The organism is Streptomyces sp. enrichment culture, from assembly GCF_964273145.1.
GTDB lineage: Bacteria > Actinomycetota > Actinomycetes > Streptomycetales > Streptomycetaceae > Streptomyces.
The window spans coordinates 3,376,371-3,397,234 of the sequence record NZ_OZ186873.1; the positions used below are offsets into that span (position 1 = coordinate 3,376,371).

17 protein-coding genes and 1 tRNA gene are annotated in these 20,864 nt (G+C 71.9%); 10 read left to right on the forward strand and 8 right to left on the reverse strand.

Annotation, left to right across the window (positions count from 1 at the left end):
- Positions 1–42: 42 nt before the first annotated feature.
- Entirely contained in the window at positions 43–930 is an 888-nt protein-coding gene (locus ACSU6Z_RS15220; protein WP_437046093.1) for a septum formation family protein, read from the reverse strand.
- An 899-nt stretch (positions 931–1,829) separates the two neighbouring features.
- Positions 1,830–2,429: a hypothetical protein gene (locus tag ACSU6Z_RS15225; protein ID WP_437046095.1), complete on the reverse strand. Its 600-nt coding sequence runs from the start codon at positions 2,427–2,429 to the stop codon at positions 1,830–1,832.
- A gap of 368 nt (positions 2,430–2,797) precedes the next feature.
- Here ACSU6Z_RS15225 and ACSU6Z_RS15230 point away from each other — a divergent pair, with 368 nt between their 5' ends.
- The 3 genes from ACSU6Z_RS15230 to ACSU6Z_RS15240 all read left to right on the forward strand — a co-directional run bounded on the left by ACSU6Z_RS15230 (position 2,798) and on the right by ACSU6Z_RS15240 (position 5,593).
- Positions 2,798–3,607, forward strand: a complete 810-nt coding sequence (locus tag ACSU6Z_RS15230) for a formate/nitrite transporter family protein (protein WP_437046097.1) — start codon at positions 2,798–2,800, stop codon at positions 3,605–3,607.
- A 409-nt stretch (positions 3,608–4,016) separates the two neighbouring features.
- Positions 4,017–4,454 carry an NfeD family protein gene (locus ACSU6Z_RS15235; protein WP_437046098.1) on the forward strand — a complete coding sequence of 146 codons (438 nt, stop codon included), beginning with the start codon at positions 4,017–4,019 and terminating at the stop codon, positions 4,452–4,454.
- A 29-nt stretch (positions 4,455–4,483) separates the two neighbouring features.
- Positions 4,484–5,593 (forward strand): SPFH domain-containing protein, encoded by a 1,110-nt coding sequence (locus ACSU6Z_RS15240; protein WP_437046100.1) that lies wholly within the window; start codon positions 4,484–4,486, stop codon positions 5,591–5,593.
- Between the two features lie 187 nt (positions 5,594–5,780).
- Here the strand turns inward: ACSU6Z_RS15240 and ACSU6Z_RS15245 are convergent, their stop codons facing one another.
- The 3 genes from ACSU6Z_RS15245 to ACSU6Z_RS15255 form a co-directional block, all read right to left on the reverse strand.
- On the reverse strand, positions 5,781–6,242 hold the full coding sequence (locus ACSU6Z_RS15245) for a hypothetical protein (RefSeq protein WP_437046102.1): 462 nt from the start codon (positions 6,240–6,242) through the stop codon (positions 5,781–5,783).
- Positions 6,243–6,314: 72 nt separating this feature from the next.
- On the reverse strand, positions 6,315–6,830 hold the full coding sequence (locus tag ACSU6Z_RS15250; RefSeq protein WP_437046103.1) for a putative immunity protein: 516 nt from the start codon (positions 6,828–6,830) through the stop codon (positions 6,315–6,317).
- Between the two features lie 690 nt (positions 6,831–7,520).
- Positions 7,521–7,594, reverse strand: a tRNA-Gly gene (locus tag ACSU6Z_RS15255).
- A 575-nt stretch (positions 7,595–8,169) separates the two neighbouring features.
- Here ACSU6Z_RS15255 and dcd point away from each other — a divergent pair.
- Complete coding sequence (dcd, locus tag ACSU6Z_RS15260; protein ID WP_437017781.1) at positions 8,170–8,745, forward strand: dCTP deaminase; 576 nt, start codon at positions 8,170–8,172, stop codon at positions 8,743–8,745.
- Positions 8,746–8,785: 40 nt separating this feature from the next.
- On the forward strand, positions 8,786–9,283 hold the full coding sequence (locus ACSU6Z_RS15265) for a phosphoribosyltransferase (RefSeq protein ID WP_437017780.1): 498 nt from the start codon (positions 8,786–8,788) through the stop codon (positions 9,281–9,283).
- A 77-nt stretch (positions 9,284–9,360) separates the two neighbouring features.
- On the opposite strand, the gene ACSU6Z_RS15270 is transcribed toward ACSU6Z_RS15265, so the two are convergent.
- From ACSU6Z_RS15270 to ACSU6Z_RS15280, 3 genes are all read right to left on the reverse strand, one after another.
- The gene (locus tag ACSU6Z_RS15270) at positions 9,361–10,419 is read right to left on the reverse strand and encodes a Yip1 family protein (protein ID WP_437046105.1); all 1,059 of its coding nucleotides are present in this window, start codon (positions 10,417–10,419) and stop codon (positions 9,361–9,363) included.
- Positions 10,420–10,466: 47 nt separating this feature from the next.
- The gene (locus ACSU6Z_RS15275; protein ID WP_437046107.1) at positions 10,467–11,759 is read right to left on the reverse strand and encodes an FG-GAP repeat domain-containing protein; all 1,293 of its coding nucleotides are present in this window, start codon (positions 11,757–11,759) and stop codon (positions 10,467–10,469) included.
- Between the two features lie 178 nt (positions 11,760–11,937).
- Complete coding sequence (locus ACSU6Z_RS15280; protein ID WP_437046109.1) at positions 11,938–14,235, reverse strand: (Fe-S)-binding protein; 2,298 nt, start codon at positions 14,233–14,235, stop codon at positions 11,938–11,940.
- A gap of 557 nt (positions 14,236–14,792) precedes the next feature.
- Between ACSU6Z_RS15280 and dnaK the strand changes: the two genes are divergently transcribed.
- The 5 genes from dnaK (at position 14,793) to ACSU6Z_RS15305 (ending at position 20,724) form a co-directional block, all read left to right on the forward strand.
- Complete coding sequence (gene dnaK, locus ACSU6Z_RS15285; protein ID WP_437017773.1) at positions 14,793–16,637, forward strand: molecular chaperone DnaK; 1,845 nt, start codon at positions 14,793–14,795, stop codon at positions 16,635–16,637.
- A complete protein-coding gene (gene grpE, locus ACSU6Z_RS15290; RefSeq protein ID WP_437046111.1) occupies positions 16,634–17,305 on the forward strand; it encodes a nucleotide exchange factor GrpE in 672 nt (223 codons plus the stop codon). Before dnaK ends, grpE begins: the two co-directional genes overlap by 4 nt.
- A gap of 36 nt (positions 17,306–17,341) precedes the next feature.
- A complete protein-coding gene (dnaJ, locus tag ACSU6Z_RS15295; protein ID WP_437046112.1) occupies positions 17,342–18,508 on the forward strand; it encodes a molecular chaperone DnaJ in 1,167 nt (388 codons plus the stop codon).
- A gap of 5 nt (positions 18,509–18,513) precedes the next feature.
- Positions 18,514–18,966: a heat shock protein transcriptional repressor HspR gene (locus tag ACSU6Z_RS15300; protein WP_437050325.1), complete on the forward strand. Its 453-nt coding sequence runs from the start codon at positions 18,514–18,516 to the stop codon at positions 18,964–18,966.
- Positions 18,967–19,605: 639 nt separating this feature from the next.
- Positions 19,606–20,724 (forward strand): sugar ABC transporter substrate-binding protein, encoded by a 1,119-nt coding sequence (locus ACSU6Z_RS15305; RefSeq protein ID WP_437046114.1) that lies wholly within the window; start codon positions 19,606–19,608, stop codon positions 20,722–20,724.
- Positions 20,725–20,864: the final 140 nt, after the last annotated feature.

The window sequence follows — 20,864 nt, forward strand, 5'->3', positions numbered from 1 at the left end:
CGGCTCCCGGGCAGGCCGCCCCGCCCGCCGATCCGGCGGGTGTCAGCCCGCCCAGACCTCGGCCTCGTCGGCCGGGACGGTGGTGGCCAGGCCCAGTTCCTTGCGGGCGGCGACCGACTTGTTCGGGTCGATGCCGGTGAACGCCGGGTCGTAGGCGAGGTAGAACGCGTCGGCGTCGGCGGCGTTGGCGGCCTCCTTCCAGTCGCCGGCCGCCTTCGTCAGCGTCGAGCGGAGCTTGCCGACCTCGCTGCCCTCGATGCCCGCCAGGCCCTCGACGTGGGCGTCGAGGGCGGCGCCGACGGCCTTGGCCTGCGCCTTGTATCCGGCCAGGTCGTCCTCGACGGTCTCCTTCTCGGGCTGGTTCGCCCACAGGGCCTCGTAGACCGCGTTCGAACCGTTGAGGTACGTGAGCTGCTCGGGCTTGAGGGACTTCGCGGTGTCCAGCGTGCCGCTGAGCGTGCCCTTCTCCATGGTGTAGGTGCAGCTCACCGCGCGGTCGCCCGTCGCCCAGCTCTCCTTGGTCGGGGTGTAGTAGAAGAGGGCGGCGCCCTTGGGGAGCGCCCAGGTGTCCGGGGCGTACTTCCGCGCCTCGACGGGGCAGCGGGTGTCCGCGATCGCCGAGACCCCGTCGTCGCCGGGGTACTCCTTGCCCTCGTCGACCGTGAACTCGCCGACGACCTGCCCCTCGTGCGCCTCGTCGCAGGGCACGATCTCGACGGTGTAGGCCGTCCCCTCGGCCTTGCCGGTCGGGTTGTAGCAGTCACCGACGTCCAGGGAGAACACCGAGCGCTGGCGGGCCACCTTCTTCGCGCCGTCCTTGGCACTGTCGACGGCGTCGGTGACGCCCGAGCATCCCACCGCGCCGATCGCGAGCAGGGCGGCAACGGCGGATATGCCGCGAAGGGAACGATACGGGGCGCGGAATGCCATGACGTGTACATCCTCTTACGTGATCTTTATGAGGGGCATGCGGATCGTATGCCATCGGCTGCGTCCCGGTTGACCGTGTCCGGCCCCTCGTGCCGCCGCAGCGTCTTCGACTCGCGATGGGCGGCGAGGGTTGTAGCCGGCCTGCTCACAGGTGGGATCCCGGCCCCCGGGGGCGCTCCCGGAACCACCGGCCGCCGCAGCAGGCACTGCCGGAAGTGGCCGCCTGCCGCCGGCTCGCCGAGCGGACCGTGCCCGGGGCCCGACGCCGCGCGGGAGAGCGCCGGGATGTCCGCTCGCGCCTCGCGGAACCGGCGTCGTCCCGCGCCCGCGGACGGGCCGGGCACGCCGGGATGTCCGCTCGCGCCTCGTGGAGCCGGCGTCGTCCCGTGCCCGCGGACGGCTCGGGCGGGGCACGCCGGAACCGGCCCCTGCCACGGCGGCCCCCTCGGGACCGGTCCGCCCTCCGGACGCGCGGCGGGACGGCCGCCCCTTCCGGTTCGGCCGCGTCACGGGTCGGCCGGTGCCCGCCGGGCCCCACCGCGTACGGATGTGACCGGCACCCGTTCGGGTGCGCGGCCGGGACACCCCGCGTCCCCGCAGGAACCCGCGGTCCCCGCGGGGACGTGGACACCCCCCGTCGCCCTGTGCCGTTCCGAGGCGGCGTGCACGGAGTTTCCGTACGCGCGGCGCGGGTGCCCGGGCCGGGAAGCGCCGGCTGCCCGTTCGGGGGCCCCGCCGGCACCCTGGCGGCCCCGGACCGCCCGGCCCGAGTCCGCCGCGTCACCTTCCACGACGAGGCGGCCGGCCCCGCCCGCCGAGCCCCGTCACCGACCGCCCCGTCCGTGCGCGCGGCTGGGTGCCGGATGCGGCCGGCCGCGCGTCCACCGTTCCCCCCTCGCTCAGTGCATGAAGCGCCAGTCGGCGGCCGACGGCATGTGAGCCGTCATCGAGCGGGCCCGCTGCCACATGCCGTTCTGGCTGTGCCCGGCGTAGCGCTGCTGTTCACCGTGGAGGGAGGTGAGCACCACCAGGCAGCCGGTCAGCGCCGGGACCGCCCACTGCGCGTAGGAGAGGCGGCGCTGGACCTTGTCGGTGTCGACGGGGTGCCTGGCCGCCTTCTCGACGTCCTCGGGGTCGTCGGAGGAGGCCAGCTCCAGCTGCTTGCCGAGGACGCGGGAGTAGGCGGTGACGGCCAGGGCCGCACCGGTGACGACGGTCTTGGCGAGCGTGGCGCCGGCCGCGCCCCGCTGGCTCGCGACACGGGGGGCGTCCGCGGCCAGCATGCCACCGCTGCCGAACAGGTGGATGCCGATGGCCACGGCGTTGACCGGCGTCCACTTCGCCCAGCCGGACGAGGAGAACCGGGCGGTGGCCGTCTGTGACCCGCCTTCGGACCGGGCCGCGCCGTTGAGGCCGACGGCACCCATCAGGGAACCGCCGAACCACGCTGCCAGCCCCACGTCGTGCAGACTTCGCAGGAGGGTGTTGCGTTCGGACATGAGTACCGGACTCCTTTGCAGGGGACGAATCGGCGGCGCCGTCGAACAGCGCCCGTGTCAACCCTCACCCGCCGCGGGGCCGGGTGCCAGCACGCTTGGTGCGAACGGGCGCCCCCCTGGCGAAGACCGCGGGTGGGAGGCGGCGCCGCGCTCCTCCCGGGTCCCGCCGCCCCGGCTGTCGCGCCACCCCGCGGGAACGGCGCTCCGCCGGCCGCGGCACGTCCGTCCCCGGTCCCCCGGGAACCGGACCGGTGGAACGGCGTGGGTGACGGAATCCGGGGGCGGCTTCCCCGAGGATTCATCCGGAACGTTTCCGCGACGCGGCCGACGACACGCTCCCGCGACCACGCGGGGCCGGAGGAACCACCATGCAGCCGGACGACCAGACCATGCGGGGCCCCGGGGAGCGACGAGTCGCCCAGGCCGCGGAACGCATCGTGGCCGAGGGCCGGCCGCGGCTGCACCGCACCTGGACGTCGCTGGTGGCCACCGCACTGCTCGGCGGCATCGACGTGGGTGTCGGCATCATGGCGCTGCTGTTCGTGCGGCACGAGACCGGCAGCGAACTGCTGGCCGGACTGGCCTTCTCCGTGGGGCTCATCGCCCTGCTGCTCGGTCACAGCGAACTGTTCACGGAGGGCTTCCTGGTGCCCGTCGTCACCGTGATCGCCGGCGCGGCCACCTGGCTCGACCTGGCGCGGATGTGGGCGACGGTCCTCGTGATGAACCTGATCGGCGGCTGGCTCTTCACCTGGATCGTCATGCGGGCCTTCCCCGAACTGCACTCCACCGCGGCCACGGCGGGCGCGCACTTCGTCAACGGGGGATACACGCTGAGCACCTTCTGCCTGACCGTGCTGGGCGGCAGCGTCATCACGCTCATGACCCGCATGCACCACGGCACCGACTCCATGCTCGGGAAGATCACCGCATCGGTCGTCGCCGCCTTCGTCCTGGCCGGGTTCGCACTGTGGCACTCGATCCTGGACTCCCTGATCGCCTTCGCCGGCCTGCACACCGGCAGGACGGCGTACGGCTACGCGGACTGGCTGGTGTGGCTGGCCTGGGCGGTCCTGGGCAACGTCGCCGGCGGCCTCCTCCTGACGACGGCACTGCGCCTGGTGCGCAGCGCCCCGGTGCTGAACGACGACGGGCCACCGGACGGAGCCGGCTCCTGAGGACCAGAGGACCAGAGGACCACCGGACGGGCACGAGGCGCCCCGCTCACGCGCGGAGCCGGTCGCCGGCCACGCGGACCCCGCCCCGCACCGGCCACGTGGCCCCCGCCCCGCACCGGCCACGTGGCCCCCGCCCCGCACCGGCCGGGCGTCACCCGCCCGGCTCACGCGCGCGGGCCGGACGGCCGGGAGGGCCCGAGCCGGTGACCCGGGCCTCGTCCGGGGACGGACGACGAGAACCGGATCGGCGCTCCCCGCCCCGGTCACGGCATCCGTTCGGCTGTCCCGGCCGCCACCGCCGGCCGGGGCAAGCCGCTCGACGAACGGAAGCGACGGCCGCCGCGTCTGTCCCCCCGGTGCTCCCGGAGGTAGCTTGGTGGAGAAGGCCCCCTGCAAGGAGGGCGATTCCATGCCGTGGTTCGTATGGTTGTTCGCCGCCGCGGCGCTGGGTGCCGCGGAGTTCCTCACCCTGACCCTGGTCTTCGGACTGCTGGCGGGTGCCGCGCTGGTCGCCGCCGTGGTCGCCGGCGTGGGCGTCGGCCTCTTCGGCCAGCTCGTGGCCCTCGGGGTGGCAGCGGCGGCGGGCCTGCTCGTCGTCCGGCCCATCGCGCTGCGGCACATGGCGCAGGGACCCCTCACCCGCGAGGGCAGTGACGCGCTGATCGGCAAGCGGGCCGAGGTCGTGCAGGAGGTCACCGCCACCCGCGGCCTGGTCAAGCTCTCCGGCGAGGAGTGGTCCGCCCGCGCCCTCGACGAGAGCCTCGTGATCCCGGTGGGAGCGCTGGTGGACGTCATGGAGATCGAAGGCGCCACGGCCGTCGTCCACCCCCGCGAACTCCTTCCGTGAACGGCTGAGCACAGAGCAACGGAGGCACTGTGGATCCGGTTGTCGTCCCCATCCTCGTGGCGGCCCTCGTCGTCGTCTTCCTCGTGGCCTCCACCGTGCGGATCGTCCCGCAGGCGCGCCGCTACAACATCGAGCGGTTCGGCCGGTACCGCCGGACGCTGCAACCTGGCCTGAACCTGGTCCTGCCCGTGGCGGACCGCATCAACACCAAGCTCGACGTGCGCGAGCAGGTCTACTCGTCCGACCCCAGGCCGGTGATCACCGAGGACAACCTCGTGGTGAACATCGACACCGTGCTCTACTACCAGATCACGGACCCGCGGGCGGCGGCCTACGAGGTCGCCGACTACCTCCAGGCGATCGACCAGCTCACCGTGACCACGCTGCGCAACGTCATCGGCAGCATGGACCTGGAGGAGACGCTCACCTCGCGTGAGGAGATCAACTCGCGGCTCCGCGCCGTCCTCGACGACGCCACCGGCAAGTGGGGCATCAGGGTCAACCGCGTCGAGATCAAGGCCATCGACCCACCGCACACCATCAAGGAGGCGATGGAGAAGCAGATGCGGGCCGAGCGCGACAAGCGCGCGGCCATCCTGCACGCCGAGGGGGAGCGGCAGGCCAAGATCCTCACCGCGGAGGGCACGAAGCAGAAGGACATCCTGGAGGCACAGGGCGCGCAGCAAGCCATGGTCCTGCGGGCGGACGGCGAGGCCAAGGCGGTGGAGCTCGTCTTCCAGGCCGTCCACCGCAACAACGCCGACCCGAAGGTCCTGGCCTACAAGTACCTCGAGACGCTCCCGCACCTGGCGAGCAGCGACAACAACACGTTCTGGGTGATCCCGGGGGAGCTGACCGAGGCGGTCCGGACCGTCACCCGGGCGTTCGGCGACCAGGCGGCGCCGGACCTTTCCCACCCCGTGCGCCCGGGGGAGACAGCCGCCGCCGACGGTGACGGCGGGCCGGGTGAGAACCCGGTTCCACAGCTCGGTGCGGGTTCGCCGGCTTCCCTCGACGCCGCCACCGTCGCCGACGAGGCCGGGAGGCAGGCCGCCGCCGCGGTGAGCGACGCCAAGGCGGAGGCCGAGGCCGCGAAGTCGCCCCAGATGCCGCGCCGGGGGCGGATCCCCGGCGGCTGAGTCCGCCCCGCCGTCACCGGGGCGGCCGTGGGGCGCGGACGCCGACCGGGACGGTCTCGCGGCCACCGGCCGGAAACCGGGCGGCCGAAGGCTCCCACCCGGTGGGCGCGGTGGCCCTCCGCCCACCGCGCCCCGGCCGCCCGCCGGGCTCGCGGCGTACCACCGGTGACCCGGCCGTGGCCGTCGTTCAGCACCACCGGGAGCCCGCGCGGTCCGCGACGATCTCCACCTGGACGAAACCGCCCTCCGGTTCCCCCGCGTCGAGGTAGGCGGTCGTGCCCCCCACCCGCTTGGTGAAACAACCGGGCACCGTCTCGCCCCCGGCCGTGGTCCGCGGCCGCCAGCCGCCGGCCCGGGCGGCCTCCGCGTAGTGCCGCGAGGCGTTCTCCGGCGAACCGCCGTACCGGTACCGCGTCCCCACGACCACGAAGCGGTCGTCGTCATCGCATTCGCGGTAGCGGTCCCCGCGGCCCGCCCCTTCCGGAACCGCGTCCAGCACCCTCTCGCCGGCCATCACCCCGGCGAGCCGGTCCTCCTCCTCGCCGCAGCCGTAGACGGTCAGGAAGTACAGCGCGGGCAACCCCAACAGGAGCAACCCCGAAACGACCACGACAGCGCTCAACCGGACGCCCACCCCGACTCTCCTCATGCCGACGGACGTTAACGCACCACCGCGGGAGCGGACCGCGCCCTCCAACCCCGCCGGTGCCCCGGCGCGCGCTCAGCAGTCGAACACCGACCAGCAGATGTCGTTCCGCAACCGCTGGTCGTCGAGCACGAGCTCGCGGATCGCCTCCGGGAGCCGGTCGCGCTGCCACCGGCACTCGAGTCGCCCCGCGGCCTCGCTCCCGCCCTTCGGCGCGGCAGCGCGTGCGGCCTTGATCGCATAGGCGGCCGCGCCGAGCTCGTGGGCGGCGACGTGTGCGACGACCGCGGCCTGGCCGGCGGCGTAGGCGGCATGCCGTGCCGCGCCACGCAGGTCCCTGGCCGCGCCCATGGCATGGCCGCCCGCCGCGCGGGCCTGCATCATCCTGACCTCACCGCGCGCCCAGGCGCGGGCGTGCTCGATCGCCCGGCGCGGCCGCGGGTCCTCGGGCCGAGCCGACTCGAAGAGGTGGAGGACGTGCTCCGCGCAGTCCGCCGCCCAGAGGGCGAGGAGGTGGTGGTCCGGATCGGTGAGGGTCCCGCCGCGGCGGATCGTCACGAAACGCGGGTCCCGGACCTTCGGAAGGATCATGATCGATGCTCCTGACGTGTACGACCATCCAATCCTCAAGGGGCCACCCGGGCAAGGCACTTACCAAGCGAGGCCCGTGAACTCGGCGGTGGAACCGTAGGACTTGCCGGGCCCTCGCGGTCGGTCATCGGACCTCGCCCCGACGAAGATCGACAAGGGGACGCCTCGACTCGTCCGCCATGGCTGCACCGCCCTTCCCCGGCCCACCGCTCCTCCCGGCTCCCTTCCCGTCCGCCGTCGACCCCCACACCGTGGAGCGGACGCGGCCCATGGCGCCCAGGTGGAGCGCGCCACCATGCGAACGACCCCGGCACCCTGAGCCGCGTCCGTTCGGCTCTGCCCGGGACGACGGTGGAGGGGCAGCGGGCCCAGGACGACACCGGGACCGGAACCGGACTGTGATCCTTCCCGCATTCCCCCGCCCGGATCTCCGGCGGCACGTGGAGGACCGCGCCGGACCGGGGCCGGACGGCCTCCTCCTCGCCGGCGGGAAGGGAACGCTGATCTACCGGCCCTCCGACGAGGAGAGCCGGGGAGAGGTCGCCGCCGGCCTCGACGCGACCGTCCGGAAGGCTCGGGCCGCAGCTGCGCGGAAGGCCGCCGAGAGACGTTCTGGCACGGATCTGGCACGCGGCGAGTGATCACCGAGCACAACAGGAAGGCCCAGGTCTCTGACCTGGGCCTTCTTCATGGAGCGGGTGACGAGAATCGAACTCGCGCTCTCAGCTTGGGAAGCTGATGTTCTACCATTAAACTACACCCGCGTAAGACGCCGGTTGGAACCGGTGTCGGGACGCTCGCCTACTGTACAACATCCCAGGCCCCCGGTGGTCGCACCGTGGGGCCTGAGCGCGTTTCCGGGTGGGGCGATCCGGCTGCGGGCGACCGGAGTTGGGGCGTACGGTGGAGGGGTCCGCGGAGTCGAAGAGGGTCCGGGGAGGGCCCGGTGGAGGGCCTCGGATGGCTCCCGGACAAGGGTTCGGTGAAGGGCGGAGTGCCGCCTGGAGAGTCGTCCCTTTGATCCCGTAGTGTGGCTTTTGTCGTCAGGGCAGCAAGCCAGACGCGGCTCTTGGGGAAGGGACTTCAGGACTTGATGGAGCGCACCGTCGTCCGCTGTGCCGATGGGCACGTTTTCAGCACTGCTTCGTTCCCGATGCAGCAGGCCGAGCGACTCGGCCCCGGGCGGCTCGTCCGCTGCCCGCGCTGCGCGCGGCTGCGCAGTGTCGTGCCGGTGAGTTTGGAGATGAAGCACTAGCGGCAGCGCGATCGCAAAGATCGTCCGAGCGCGCGGAGAGGTCACGATTGTGGCTGCTCCGCGCGCTTTGCGTATCCTCGGGGCGTGCTTCTCTCAGACGTGGACATCCGGGCCGAGATCGATGCCGGGCGGGTGCGGATCGATCCCTACGACGACTCCATGGTGCAGCCGTCCAGCATCGACGTGCGCCTGGACCGTTACTTCCGGGTGTTCGAGAACCACCGCTACCCGCACATCGACCCGTCCGTCGAGCAGGCGGACCTCACGCGGCTCGTCGAGCCGGAGGGTGACGAACCGTTCATCCTGCACCCCGGTGAGTTCGTGCTGGCCAGTACGTACGAGGTCATCACGCTGCCCGACGACCTCGCCTCGCGACTGGAGGGGAAGAGCTCCCTCGGGCGGCTCGGGCTCGTCACCCACTCCACCGCCGGGTTCATCGACCCCGGGTTCTCGGGGCACGTGACCTTGGAGCTGTCCAATCTCGCCACCCTGCCGATCAAGCTGTGGCCGGGCATGAAGATCGGCCAGCTGTGCATGTTCCGGCTCAGTTCGCCGGCCGCGCACCCGTACGGGAGCGAGCGGTACGGGTCGCGTTACCAGGGACAGCGGGGGCCGACCGCCTCCCGGTCCTTCATCAACTTCCACCGGACCCAGGTATGAGCAACCTGGACGCAGCGACGACGCAGGCAGGACGCAGGTAATGAGTGACGTACGGGAGAATCTGAGCTACGAGCAGTTCGGCGTCGCCGTCCGGGAGCTCGCGCAGGCCGTCGCCGACGACGGGTACGAGCCCGACATCGTGCTCTCCATCGCCCGGGGCGGCGTCTTCGTCGCCGGCGGGCTCGCCTACGCCCTGGACTGCAAGAACATCCACCTGGTGAACGTGGAGTTCTACACCGGGGTCGGTACGACGCTGGAGATGCCGGTCATGCTGGCGCCGGTGCCCAACGCCATCGACTTCTCCGACAAGAAGGTCCTGATCGCCGACGACGTCGCCGACACCGGCAAGACGCTGAAGCTGGTGCGCGAATTCTGCCTCGACACCGTGGCCGAGGTGCGCAGCGCGGTGATCTACGAGAAGTCCCACTCGTTGGTGAAGTGCGAGTACGTCTGGAAGCGCACCGACGACTGGATCAACTTCCCGTGGTCCGTCCAGCCGCCCGTCGTCCGGCGTTCCGGCCAGGTGCTGGACGCCTGACGGCCCAGGACGCGGAGCAGACGGAAGGCCCCCCGGCGCGTGACGCGCCGGGGGGCCTCTTCACATGGCCGTCGAGACTAGAACGTACCCAGTTTCACGATCGACAACAGGGCGATCAGCTGGATCGCGCAGGAACCGAGCGCCTTGGGCCAGGGCAGGTCGTGGGAGCGGCGGACCATGAGGGTCAGCAGGACGCCGCCCGCCACCCAGGTGGCCCAGCCGAGGATCTGGACGAAGGGCGCGTCGCCGCCGAGGAACATCGCCACGATCAGGCGGGGCGCGTCCGTGAGGGACATGATCAGCATGGACAGGCCCACCGTGGGCTGCCAGGCGCCGTCACCGCCGAGCTGGCGGGCCAGGGTGTGCGTGACCACGCCCAGGACGAGGGCGCTCAGGACCATCGCGACGGCCGTCGTCAGGACGATCGGGATGGCGTTCGACAGGGTCGCGTTGATCGCGTCCTCGCGGGCGCCGTCGAAGCCGAAGACCGCCAGCAGGCCGTAGAGGAAGGTGACGGCGAGGGCGGGGCCCCACACGGTGTAGTCCCGCATGCGCAGGAAGGTCTGGTCGGGGGCGGTGACGATGCCCTTCAGCAGCTCCTTCCAGGGCAGGCGCGGGCCGATCGGGCCGGGCGGGGGGGCCGCGGAGCCCGCGCGGTAGGTCTCGCCCTGGGTGTAGGGGTCCTCGCCGATCGGGAACGCCTGGGTGTGGCCCGGGTTGTTGGCGGCGTACGGGGCCTGCGGGGCGGCCGGGGCGGCACCGTACGGGCTGTGGGGGCCGGCCGGGCCCGGCGGGTGGGCGCCGCCGTCGCCGAGGTACTCCGGCTCCTCCTGGCCTCCGCCGTAGCCGCCGCCGTTCGCCTGCGGCCAGGGGCTGCCGGGAGCGCCCGGAGCCCCGGGGCCGCCGTAGGACGGCGGCTGCTGCGGGTACGGCTGCGGCGCCGGGGGATAGCCGTACGACGGTCCCTGCGGCGTCTGCTGTCCGTGCGGGGGGTGTTGCGGTCGCGTCTGAGGAGCGCCGTTGTCCCGGCCGCGTCCGATCCTGAATCCAGCCACGTCTTCGAACGTACCTGGTCCCGGCGGGTGACGTGCCGGACCCGGCCTTCCGGACCGGGCATTGGGGCCGAGCTGTGACATCCCCTACGGGGCGCGCCGGCATCTCCCCCAGGGGGCGCCGGCGGACGTCAGCGGGGGAGGAACGCGGAGGTGGAGAAGGTGACCGCCGGGTCCGCCGCCGGCGGTCCCCCGGGCCGTCCGGGGTGGACGGTGACGGTGTCCTCCGTCTCCCCGCGGTACGTCCGCAGCACGAGGTCCGCCCGCCCGTCGCCGTCGAAGTCGGCGGCGGCCAGCACGCGCGTGGTGCCGGGGGCGGGCGCGGGCACGGTGACCGCGTCGGCGGCCACCGGGCCCGCCGCGCGGCCGCGGACGACGCGCGGGCCGCCCTCGTCGCCGGTGACGACCAGGTCGCTCAGGCCGTCGCCGTCGAGGTCGGCGGTGTCGAGGAGGGTGCCGGGGACGGCGAGGGAGGCGCGGGTGGGGGTGGGCAGGTCGTGGCGCAGGGCGGTGCCGCCGGGGGCCGCCACGGCCGCGTCCAGGGCCTTGCCGCGGCCGAAGTCGCCCAGGGCGACGTCGGTGCCGGGGGGCAGGGCCACACCCGTGCGGGACGGGCCGCCCGGGCCGCCGAGGACCACGGCCGACGGGCCGGACCCCTCCGCCGTACGGACCACCAGGTCGTCGTAGCCGTCCCGGTTCACGTCGGCGGCCGGGCCCGTGGGCACCTCGCCCGGTGCCGCGAGCGGGGCGCCGGCGGCGCGCGGGGCGCCGCGGCGGGTGAAGGGGCCCCGCAGGTGGCTGAGGTGGCCGCCGGAGGCGTGCAGCACCAGGTCCTGGGCGCCGTCGCCGTCGAAGTCCCCGCACACCGGCTGGTCGGGCCAGTCGTTGCCGAGCCGGGCGCGGGCGGGTACGGCGAGCTGGACGGCCCGGCCGGTGAGGCCCTCGGGGGAGCCGAAGAGGAGCTGGAGCGGGACCGGGGGCATGCCCTGGCCGTCGTAGGGCGGGTCGGTGGAGACCACCAGGTCGGTGAAGCCGTCGCCGTCGAGGTCGCAGCTCGCCTCGGCGTCGAAGACGGCGGGCAGCCGGCCGTCCGTGCGGGCCGCGTTCCCCTCCGGGGTGAGCAACTGGCGGGCACCCGGGACGAGTCCCCGGGACGAGCCGTAGACGACGCCGATGCCGGGGTCGTCGGCGTGGCTCTGCTCCTTGACGAGGGTGGTGAGGACGAGGTCGCGGTGGCCGTCGCCGTTGAAGTCGTCGGGGGTCTCGCTGCCCTTGCCGCGCGGGACCGGCAGGGGGGCCGGGGTCCGGGCGGCCCGCGCGGGCGCGGCGCCGTCCGCCTCCCCGGCGCCCGGGGCGGCGGAGCCGCAGGCGGCGATCAGCAGCAGGCAGCCGAGCCACGCCGCTCCCGTCGCACTTCTTCGCATTCTCCGCACGCGCATCGCCCACCCCATCCGCGCCCATGGCGCCGTCGGTGCCGGCAGCACCGGCAGCACCGGCAGCACCGGCAATCATGCACCCGTCCGGGATGCGGAGACACCCCCGGGCCCGTCGGAACACGGGCCCGGGGGTGCCGGAGGTCCGCCCGGAGAGACCGGGTGCCGGTTACTTCACCGGCTCGGACTCCGGCGCGTCGGCGGAGTCCGCCGAGCCGGCGGGGGGCTCGTCCTCGTCGGGGGCGGGCGTCTTGACGGAGTCCAGCAGCAGCTGGGCGACGTCGACGACCTGGACGGACTCCTTGGCCTTGCCGTCGTTCTTCTTGCCGTTGACCGAGTCGGTCAGCATCACCAGGCAGAACGGGCAGGCGGTGGAGACGATGTCCGGGTTCAGGGAGAGGGCCTCGTCGACGCGCTCGTTGTTGATGCGCTTGCCGATGCGCTCCTCCATCCACATCCGGGCGCCGCCGGCGCCGCAGCAGAAGCCGCGCTCCTTGTGGCGGTGCATCTCCTCGTTGCGCAGGCCCGGGACACGGCCGATGATCTCGCGCGGGGGCGTGTAGATCTTGTTGTGGCGGCCCAGGTAGCACGGGTCGTGGTAGGTGATGATGCCCTCGACCGGGGTCACCGGGATCAGCCGGCCCTCGTCGACCAGGTGCTGGAGCAGCTGGGTGTGGTGGATGACCTCGTAGTCGCCGCCGAGCTGCGGGTACTCGTTGCCCAGCGTGTTGAGGCAGTGCGGGCAGGTGGCGACGATCTTCTTCGCCGACTTCGGCTTCCGCGACTGCGGCGTCACCTTGCCCTCGTCGTCCGTCTCCTCGCCGAACGCCGCGTTCAGCGCCATGACGTTCTCCATGCCGAGCTCCTGGAACAGGGGCTCGTTGCCCAGGCGGCGGGCGGAGTCGCCGGTGCACTTCTCGTCGCCGCCCATGATCGCGAACTTCACGCCCGCGATGTGCAGCAGCTCGGCGAAGGCCTTGGTGGTCTTCTTGGCGCGGTCCTCCAGGGCGCCGGCGCAGCCGACCCAGTACAGGTACTCGACCTCGGACAGGTCCTCGATGTCCCGGCCGACGACCGGGACCTCGAAGTCGACCTCCTTGGTCCACTCCAGGCGCTGCTTCTTCGCCAGGCCCCAGGGGTTGCCCTTCTTCTCCAGGTTCTTGAGCATCGTGCCCGCCTCGGACGGGAACGCCGACTCGATCATCACCTGGTAGCGGCGCATGTCGACGATGTGGTCGACGTGCTCGATGTCGACGGGGCACTGCTCGACGCAGGCGCCGCAGGTGGTGCAGGACCACAGCACGTCCGGGTCGATGACGCCGTTCTCCTCCAGTGTGCCCACCAGCGGGCGCTCGGCCTCGGCCAGCGCGGACGCGGGCACGTCCCTCAGCTGCTCCTGGGACGCCTTCTCCTCGCCCTCCATCGTCTTGCCGCCGCCGGCCAGCAGGTAGGGGGCCTTGGCGTGCGCGTGGTCGCGCAGGGACATGATCAGCAGCTTGGGGGAGAGCGGCTTGCCGGTGTTCCAGGCCGGGCACTGCGACTGGCAGCGGCCGCACTCGGTGCAGGTGGAGAAGTCCAGCAGGCCCTTCCAGGAGAACTGCTCGACCTGGGAGACGCCGAAGACGTCGTCCTCGCCCGGGTCGGTGAAGTCGATCGGCTTGCCGCCGCTCGTCATGGGCGGGAGCGCGCCGAGGGCCGTGGAGCCGTCCGCGTTGCGCTTGAACCAGATGTTCGGGAAGGCCAGGAACCGGTGCCAGGCCACGCCCATGTCCGTGTTGAGCGAGACCGTGATCATCCAGATCATGGTCGTGCCCAGCTTGATCATGGCGAAGAGGTAGACCAGGTTCTGCAGCGTCGCCACGCTCAGGCCCTTGAAGGCGAGGACCAGCGGGTACGAGGCGAAGTACGCGGCCTCGTAGTGGTCGACGTGGTGCAGGGCGCCTTCCAGGCCGCGCAGCACGTAGATCGCCAGGCCGATGGTGAGGATGACGTACTCGACGAAGTACGCCTGGCCCATCTTCGAGCCCGCGAAGCGCGACTTGCGGCCCGGCCGCGAGGGCAGGCTCAGCAGCCGGATGACGATCAGCACGAGGATGCCCAGGGTGGTCATCGCGCTGATGAACTCGATGTACAGCTCGTACGGCAGGAAGCCGCCGAGGACCGGGAGCGTCCAGTCGGCCTGGAAGAGCTGGCCGTAGGCGGTGACGATGGTCGGCGGCAGCGTCAGGAAGCCGATGGCCACGAACCAGTGGGCGATGCCGACGATGCCCCACCGGTTCATCCGGGTGTGGCCGAGGAACTCCCGTACCAGCGTCACGCTGCGCTGGTAGGGGTTGTCGGTGCGGGTGCCGGCGGGTACGGGCTGGCCCAGTCTGAAATACCGGACGAACTGGCCGATGGCGCGCGCGAGCAGCGCCACGCCGACCACGGTCAGGACCAGCGACACGATGATCGCGGCGAGTTGCATGGGGGCTCCTCGGGCCTGCGAGGCGGTTCTGCGAGGTGATCGCGGTGATGGCGGTGATGGCGATGACGGGGTCGTGCTGACGGCGTAGTGATTACTAAGCGGTAACTTACCCAGTCCGTCCGAGACTACCCGCATCTCCTGCCGCACTGTAGTCAGGTGTGCGGTGATCTGCGTCGCTGAGGCGGCCCTGACCGGGCGCCCGGCCGTGCGCCCGGCCGTGCGCCTGGTCGGGCGTGCGGCCCAGGGGCGGTCGGACGCGCGGTCGAGGCGTGGTGCCGGGGTGGGCGGGCACCCCCATTCTGGCAAACGCCGCAAAGCGGGATGCTCGGCCCGTCGCCGTCCGGTGTGCGGACCCGCCGCCGGGGGTCGGTGGGGGTGGCGGGCGACGGGTTTTCGGGTTTCTCCGCGCCTTCACTTCAGGTATTCCCAGGTCAACGCGCGGTTGCGTGTAAGAAGCGGATAAGAGTTGAGTCCAGTTGGCTCAGGTCTGTTGACCCGAGCGGAGCCCTCAGGCACACTTGAGCCTGTTCCACTCAAGTCAGCTGGAGGAATCAACCATGGCACGTGCGGTCGGCATCGACCTGGGCACGACTAACTCCGTCGTCAGCGTTCTGGAGGGCGGCGAGCCCACCGTCATCACCAACGCCGAGGGCGCCAGGACCACGCCGTCCGTCGTCGCCTTCGCCAAGAACGGCGAAGTGCTCGTGGGTGAGGTGGCCAAGCGCCAGGCGGTCACCAACGTGGACCGGACCATCCGCTCGGTCAAGCGCCACATGGGCACCGACTGGAAGATCAACCTGGACGGCAAGGACTTCAACCCGCAGCAGATCAGCGCCTTCGTGCTGCAGAAGCTGAAGCGGGACGCCGAGGCCTACCTGGGCGAGAAGGTGACCGACGCGGTCATCACCGTCCCGGCGTACTTCAACGACGCCGAGCGCCAGGCCACCAAGGAGGCCGGCGAGATCGCCGGCCTGAACGTGCTGCGCATCGTCAACGAGCCGACGGCCGCCGCCCTGGCGTACGGCCTCGACAAGGACGACCAGACCATCCTCGTCTTCGACCTCGGCGGCGGTACGTTCGACGTCTCGCTGCTGGAGATCGGCGACGGCGTCGTCGAGGTGAAGGCCACCAACGGCGACAACCACCTCGGTGGTGACGACTGGGACCAGCGCGTCGTCGACTACCTGGTCAAGCAGTTCCAGTCCGGTCACGGCGTGGACCTGTCCAAGGACAAGATGGCGCTCCAGCGCCTGCGCGAGGCCGCCGAGAAGGCGAAGATCGAGCTGTCCTCGTCCACCGAGACCTCGATCAACCTGCCGTACATCACCGCCTCCGCCGAGGGCCCCCTGCACCTCGACGAGAAGCTGACCCGCGCCCAGTTCCAGCAGCTGACCGCGGACCTGCTGGAGCGGTGCAAGACGCCGTTCCACAACGTCATCAAGGACGCCGGCATCTCCATCAACGAGATCGACCACGTCGTCCTCGTCGGCGGCTCCACCCGCATGCCCGCCGTCGCCGAGCTCGTCAAGGAGCTGACCGGCGGCAAGGAGGCCAACAAGGGCGTGAACCCGGACGAGGTCGTCGCCATCGGCGCCTCGCTCCAGGCCGGTGTCCTCAAGGGCGAGGTCAAGGACGTCCTGCTGCTCGACGTCACCCCGCTGTCCCTGGGCATCGAGACCAAGGGCGGCATCATGACCAAGCTGATCGAGCGCAACACCACGATCCCGACGAAGCGCTCGGAGATCTTCACCACGGCCGAGGACAACCAGCCGTCGGTGCAGATCCAGGTCTACCAGGGCGAGCGCGAGATCGCGGCCTACAACAAGAAGCTCGGCATGTTCGAGCTGACCGGTCTGCCCCCGGCGCCGCGCGGCGTCCCGCAGATCGAGGTCTCCTTCGACATCGACGCCAACGGCATCATGCACGTCACGGCGAAGGACCTCGGCACCGGCAAGGAGCAGAAGATGACCGTCACCGGCGGCTCCTCGCTCCCGAAGGAAGAGGTCGACCGCATGCGCGAGGAGGCCGAGCGCTACGCGGAGGAGGACCACAAGCGCCGCGAGGCCGCCGAGACCCGCAACCAGGGCGAGCAGCTCGTCTACCAGACCGAGAAGTTCCTCAAGGACAACGAGGACAAGGTCCCGGCCGAGGTCAAGACCGAGGTCGAGGAAGCGGTCGCCGAGCTGAAGGAGAAGCTCAAGGGCGAGGACACGGCCGAGATCCGCACCGCCACGGAGAAGGTCGCGGCCGTCTCGCAGAAGCTCGGCCAGGCCATGTACGCCGACGCCCAGGCCGCGCAGGCCGCCGGCGGCGCCTCCGCCGGTGCCGGTGAGGCCAAGGCCGACGACGACGTGGTGGACGCCGAGATCGTCGACGAGGAGCGGAAGGACGGTGCCGCGTGACGGAGGAGAACCCGGGTTTCGAGGAGAAGCCCGACGTCCCCTCCGGCGCCGAATCCGACGACGCCGAGCCGAAGGCCGCCGCCCCTTCCCCTGAGGAGGGGGCGGCCCCGGGCGGGGACGCGAGCGAGAACGTGGGTCTGGTGGCCCAGCTGGACCAGGTGCGCACCGCGCTGAACGAGCGCACGGCGGACCTCCAGCGCCTCCAGGCCGAGTACCAGAACTACCGCCGCCGGGTCGAGCGCGACCGGGCCACGGTCAAGGAGCTCGCCGTCGCGAACCTCCTGACCGAGCTCCTGCCCGTGCTCGACGACGTCGGCCGCGCCCGGGAGCACGGCGAACTGGTCGGCGGCTTCAAGTCCGTCGGCGAGTCGCTGGAGACCGTCGCGGCCAAGCTGGGCCTGCAGCAGTTCGGCAAGGAGGGCGAGCCCTTCGACCCGACGATCCACGAGGCCCTGATGCACTCCTACGCCCCGGACGTCACCGAGACGACGTGCGTGGCGATCCTGCAGCCCGGGTATCGCATCGGCGAGCGCGTCATCCGCCCCGCGCGGGTGGCCGTCGCCGAGCCGCAGCCGGGCGCGCAGACGGTCAAGCCGGCCGAGGAGAGCACCGAGGAACCGGCGGACTCCGCGGAGGACAAGGGGAACGGTGGCCCGGAGGAGGGCTGACGTTATAACGGACGCAGGGAAGGAGGGACGTCGGGGATGAGCACCAAGGACTTCATCGAGAAGGACTACTACAAGGTCCTCGGCGTCCCCAAGGACGCCACCGAGGCCGAGATCAAGAAGGCGTACCGGAAGCTCGCCCGCGAGTTCCACCCGGACGCCAACAAGGGCAACGCCAAGGCGGAGGAGCGGTTCAAGGAGATCTCCGAGGCGAACGACGTCCTCGGCGACCCCAAGAAGCGCAAGGAGTACGACGAGGCCCGCGCCCTCTTCGGCAACGGCGGTTTCCGTCCGGGGCCCGGTGCCGGCGGCTCCTTCAACTTCGACCTGAGCGACCTGTTCGGCGGTCAGGGCCAGGGTGCCGGCGGCTTCGGCGGCGGACTCGGTGACGTCTTCGGGGGCCTGTTCAACCGCGGCGGCGCGGGCGCCACGCGCACCCAGCCGCGGCGCGGCCAGGACGTCGAGTCCGAGGTCACCCTCAGCTTCACGGAGGCGATCGAGGGCGCGACGGTCCCGCTCAGGATGTCGTCGCAGGCGCCCTGCAAGGCCTGTTCGGGAACCGGCGACAGGAACGGCACGCCGCGGGTGTGCCCGACCTGTGTCGGCACCGGCCAGGTGACGCGGGGCTCGGGCGGCGGCTTCTCGCTGACCGACCCCTGCCCGGACTGCAAGGGCCGCGGCCTGATCGCGGAGAACCCTTGCGACGTCTGCAAGGGATCCGGACGCGCCAAGTCCTCCCGGACGATGCAGGTCCGCATCCCGGCCGGGGTCTCGGACGGCCAGCGCATCCGGCTGCGCGGCAAGGGCGCGCCGGGCGAGCGGGGCGGCCCGGCGGGCGACCTGTACGTGGTGGTGCACGTCAAGGACCACCCCGTCTTCGGCCGCAAGGGCGACAACCTCACCGTCACCGTGCCGGTGACGTACCCCGAGGCGGCCCTCGGCGGCGAGATCCGGGTCCCGACCCTGGGTGGGCCGCCCGTCACGCTGAAGCTGCCGGCGGGCACCCCCAACGGCCGCACCATGCGGGCCCGCGGCAAGGGCGCGGTCCGCAAGGACGGCACCCGCGGCGACCTGCTGGTCACCGTGGAGGTGAGTGTCCCCGAGGACTTGTCGGGGAAGGCTCGTGACGCACTCGAGGCGTACCGCGAGGCGACCGCGGGGGAGGACCCGCGGGCGGAGCTGTTCCAGGCGGCGAAGGGAGCTTGATGGAGATGGACGGCCGTCGGCGCAACCCGTATGAACTGACCGAGGACACCCCGGTCTACGTCATCTCGGTCGCGGCCCAGCTCTCCGGCCTGCACCCCCAGACGCTGCGGCAGTACGACCGCCTCGGCCTCGTCTCCCCCGACCGCACGGCCGGCCGGGGCCGGCGCTACTCGGCCCGCGACATCCAGCTGCTGCGCCAGGTGCAGCAGTTGTCGCAGGACGAGGGCATCAACCTGGCCGGCATCAAGCGCATCATCGAACTGGAGAACCAGGTCGCCGCGCTCCAGGCCCGTGTGCAGGAGCTCCAGGACGCGCTCGACGGCGCGGCGGCGACGATGCGCCAGCGGGAGGCGGCGGTGCACGCCTCCTACCGGCGCGACCTGGTGCCGTACCAGGAGGTGCAGCAGACCAGCGCGCTGGTGGTGTGGCGGCCCAAGCGGCAGCAGCAGTCGGACTGACGCTCCGCGCACGCGCGGTGCGAGCGGTGAAGGGGCCCGGAGGAAGACTCCGGGCCCCTTCGTCCTGTCCGCCGCCGGGTCACCTCGCGGCAGCGTCTCCCCGGTGGTGCGGGCGTGTTCCCACCCGGTCCCCCCGTTGCCCGCCGACCCGTCACCGGCCCCTCCGGGCGCGCGGACCTCGTGACGGCATGCCGCGCCGGTCCTCGGCGGAGTGCCGGAAGAGGCGGTGTCCGCGGGGAACCGCCGCCGGTGGAAGGGAAGGCGCAGCCGGTGGCCGCCGGGGCCGCGACGGCGGCGAGCGCGGACGTGCGCCTGGCCGAGTTCATTCGGTCCTTCGGACGGTGCCGAAGGGGTGCGGCGCCGCCCGCTCGGCCAGGACTCACGGGAGCAGGGTGCGGTCGCACGGCGCGCGCCGCCGTGCGGGCCGACGTGAAGTGGGTGGACGGTAAAGGAAGTTGAAGGTGGGTGAAGGGACGTGGGGGGAGTTGGGGGGCGGTTCCGCTCCGTCTTCACAACGTATGCGGAGCGTGGTGTTGTCATCTCGTTAAGTGGTTCCGCTTGACGGTGGGTGGGGCCGCCGCGTTGTCTTTTCAGTCACCTGGGGTGCACAGCGGCACCCGTGTCCGGAAGGCATCAGAAGTGAGCTCCTGCATGCGTCGTATCGCCATATCCGTGGCTGCGTCCACGATGACTCTCTCGCTGGCCGCCTGCGGTGTGCTGGACGCTGCGCAGAGCGGGGGTGAGGCAAGCCCGACCAAGGGCGACGACATCACGGTGGGTCTGCTGCTCCCGGAGACGGCGAACACGCGGTACGAGCAGTTCGACTACCCCATCTTCAAGCAGAAGGTCGCCTCCCTGACCCGGCACCAGGGCAAGGTCGAGTACGCCAACGCCGAGGCGAGCGCCGACAAGCAGGCCGAGCAGCTGCAGAAGATGGTCGACGACAGGGTCGACGTGATCGTGCTGGACGCCGTCGACGCGCACGCCGTCGCGGAGGGCGTGCGCAAGGCCAAGGCCGCCGGCATCCCGGTCATCGCCTACGACCGGCTGGCCGAGGGCCCGATCGACGCCTACATCTCCTTCGACAACGAACTGGTCGGCGAGACCCAGGGCCGGGCCGTGCTGGAGGCCCTCGGCGACAGGGCCGGCGGGTCGGCCCGGATCGTCATGATGAACGGCTCGCCCACCGACCCCAACGCCAAGCAGTTCAAGGCGGGCGCCCTCTCCCAGCTGAACGGCAAGGTGACGATCGCCAAGTCCTACGACACCGAGGGCTGGAAGCCGGAGGAGGCCGAGGCCAACATGGCCGAGGCGATCAACGCCATCGGCGGGGACAACATCGACGCCGTCTACTCCGCCAACGACGGCATGGCGGGCGGCGTCATCAAGGCGCTGAAGGCCGCGGGCGTGACCGACCTGCCGCCGGTCACCGGCCAGGACGCCGATCTGGAGGCGGTGCGGCGGATCGTCTCGGGCGAGCAGTACATGAGCGTCTACAAGCCCTACCCGCAGGAGGCGGAGGCCGCCGCGGAGATGGCCGTCGCCCGGGTCCAGGGGCGGGACATCCAGTTCGACGCGCTGACCGAGGACAAGGTCGACAGCCCCACCCACAAGGGCATTCCCGCGCAGCTCGTGCCCGTCGTCTCCCTGACGAAGTCGAACATCGAGAGCACCGTCGTCGCGGACGGCATCTACCGGGTCTCCGAGATCTGCACGGACGCGTACGCGGCCGCCTGCGCGGCGATCGGCCTGCGGTAGGCGCTCGCCCCGGCGTACGGCCGTCCCCTCGGCGGCTCCACCGCCGCACGGGGCCGCGGACCGGTCGGCGGCGGCCCCGGTGCCGCGGCGACGGAGGCGTGTTGCGCGCCCGTTCCCGACCGCGCATAGTTGCGCTGCGG

Bases quoted from the DNA above. Each gene is read 5' to 3' on its own strand.
- ACSU6Z_RS15235 (WP_437046098.1), top strand. From the start codon at position 4,017: ATGCCGTGGTTCGTATGGTTGTTCGCCGCCGCGGCGCTGGGTGCCGCG.
- ACSU6Z_RS15245 (WP_437046102.1), bottom strand. From the start codon at position 6,242: ATGAGGAGAGTCGGGGTGGGCGTCCGGTTGAGCGCTGTCGTGGTCGTT.
- ACSU6Z_RS15220 (WP_437046093.1), bottom strand. From the start codon at position 930: ATGGCATTCCGCGCCCCGTATCGTTCCCTTCGCGGCATATCCGCCGTT.
- ACSU6Z_RS15275 (WP_437046107.1), bottom strand. From the start codon at position 11,759: ATGCGAAGAAGTGCGACGGGAGCGGCGTGGCTCGGCTGCCTGCTGCTG.
- ACSU6Z_RS15280 (WP_437046109.1), bottom strand. From the start codon at position 14,235: ATGCAACTCGCCGCGATCATCGTGTCGCTGGTCCTGACCGTGGTCGGC.
- ACSU6Z_RS15270 (WP_437046105.1), bottom strand. From the start codon at position 10,419: ATGTCACAGCTCGGCCCCAATGCCCGGTCCGGAAGGCCGGGTCCGGCA.
- ACSU6Z_RS15230 (WP_437046097.1), top strand. From the start codon at position 2,798: ATGCAGCCGGACGACCAGACCATGCGGGGCCCCGGGGAGCGACGAGTC.
- ACSU6Z_RS15250 (WP_437046103.1), bottom strand. From the start codon at position 6,830: ATGATCCTTCCGAAGGTCCGGGACCCGCGTTTCGTGACGATCCGCCGC.
- ACSU6Z_RS15225 (WP_437046095.1), bottom strand. From the start codon at position 2,429: ATGTCCGAACGCAACACCCTCCTGCGAAGTCTGCACGACGTGGGGCTG.
- dnaK (WP_437017773.1), top strand. From the start codon at position 14,793: ATGGCACGTGCGGTCGGCATCGACCTGGGCACGACTAACTCCGTCGTC.
- dnaJ (WP_437046112.1), top strand. From the start codon at position 17,342: ATGAGCACCAAGGACTTCATCGAGAAGGACTACTACAAGGTCCTCGGC.
- ACSU6Z_RS15300 (WP_437050325.1), top strand. From the start codon at position 18,514: ATGGACGGCCGTCGGCGCAACCCGTATGAACTGACCGAGGACACCCCG.
- ACSU6Z_RS15265 (WP_437017780.1), top strand. From the start codon at position 8,786: ATGAGTGACGTACGGGAGAATCTGAGCTACGAGCAGTTCGGCGTCGCC.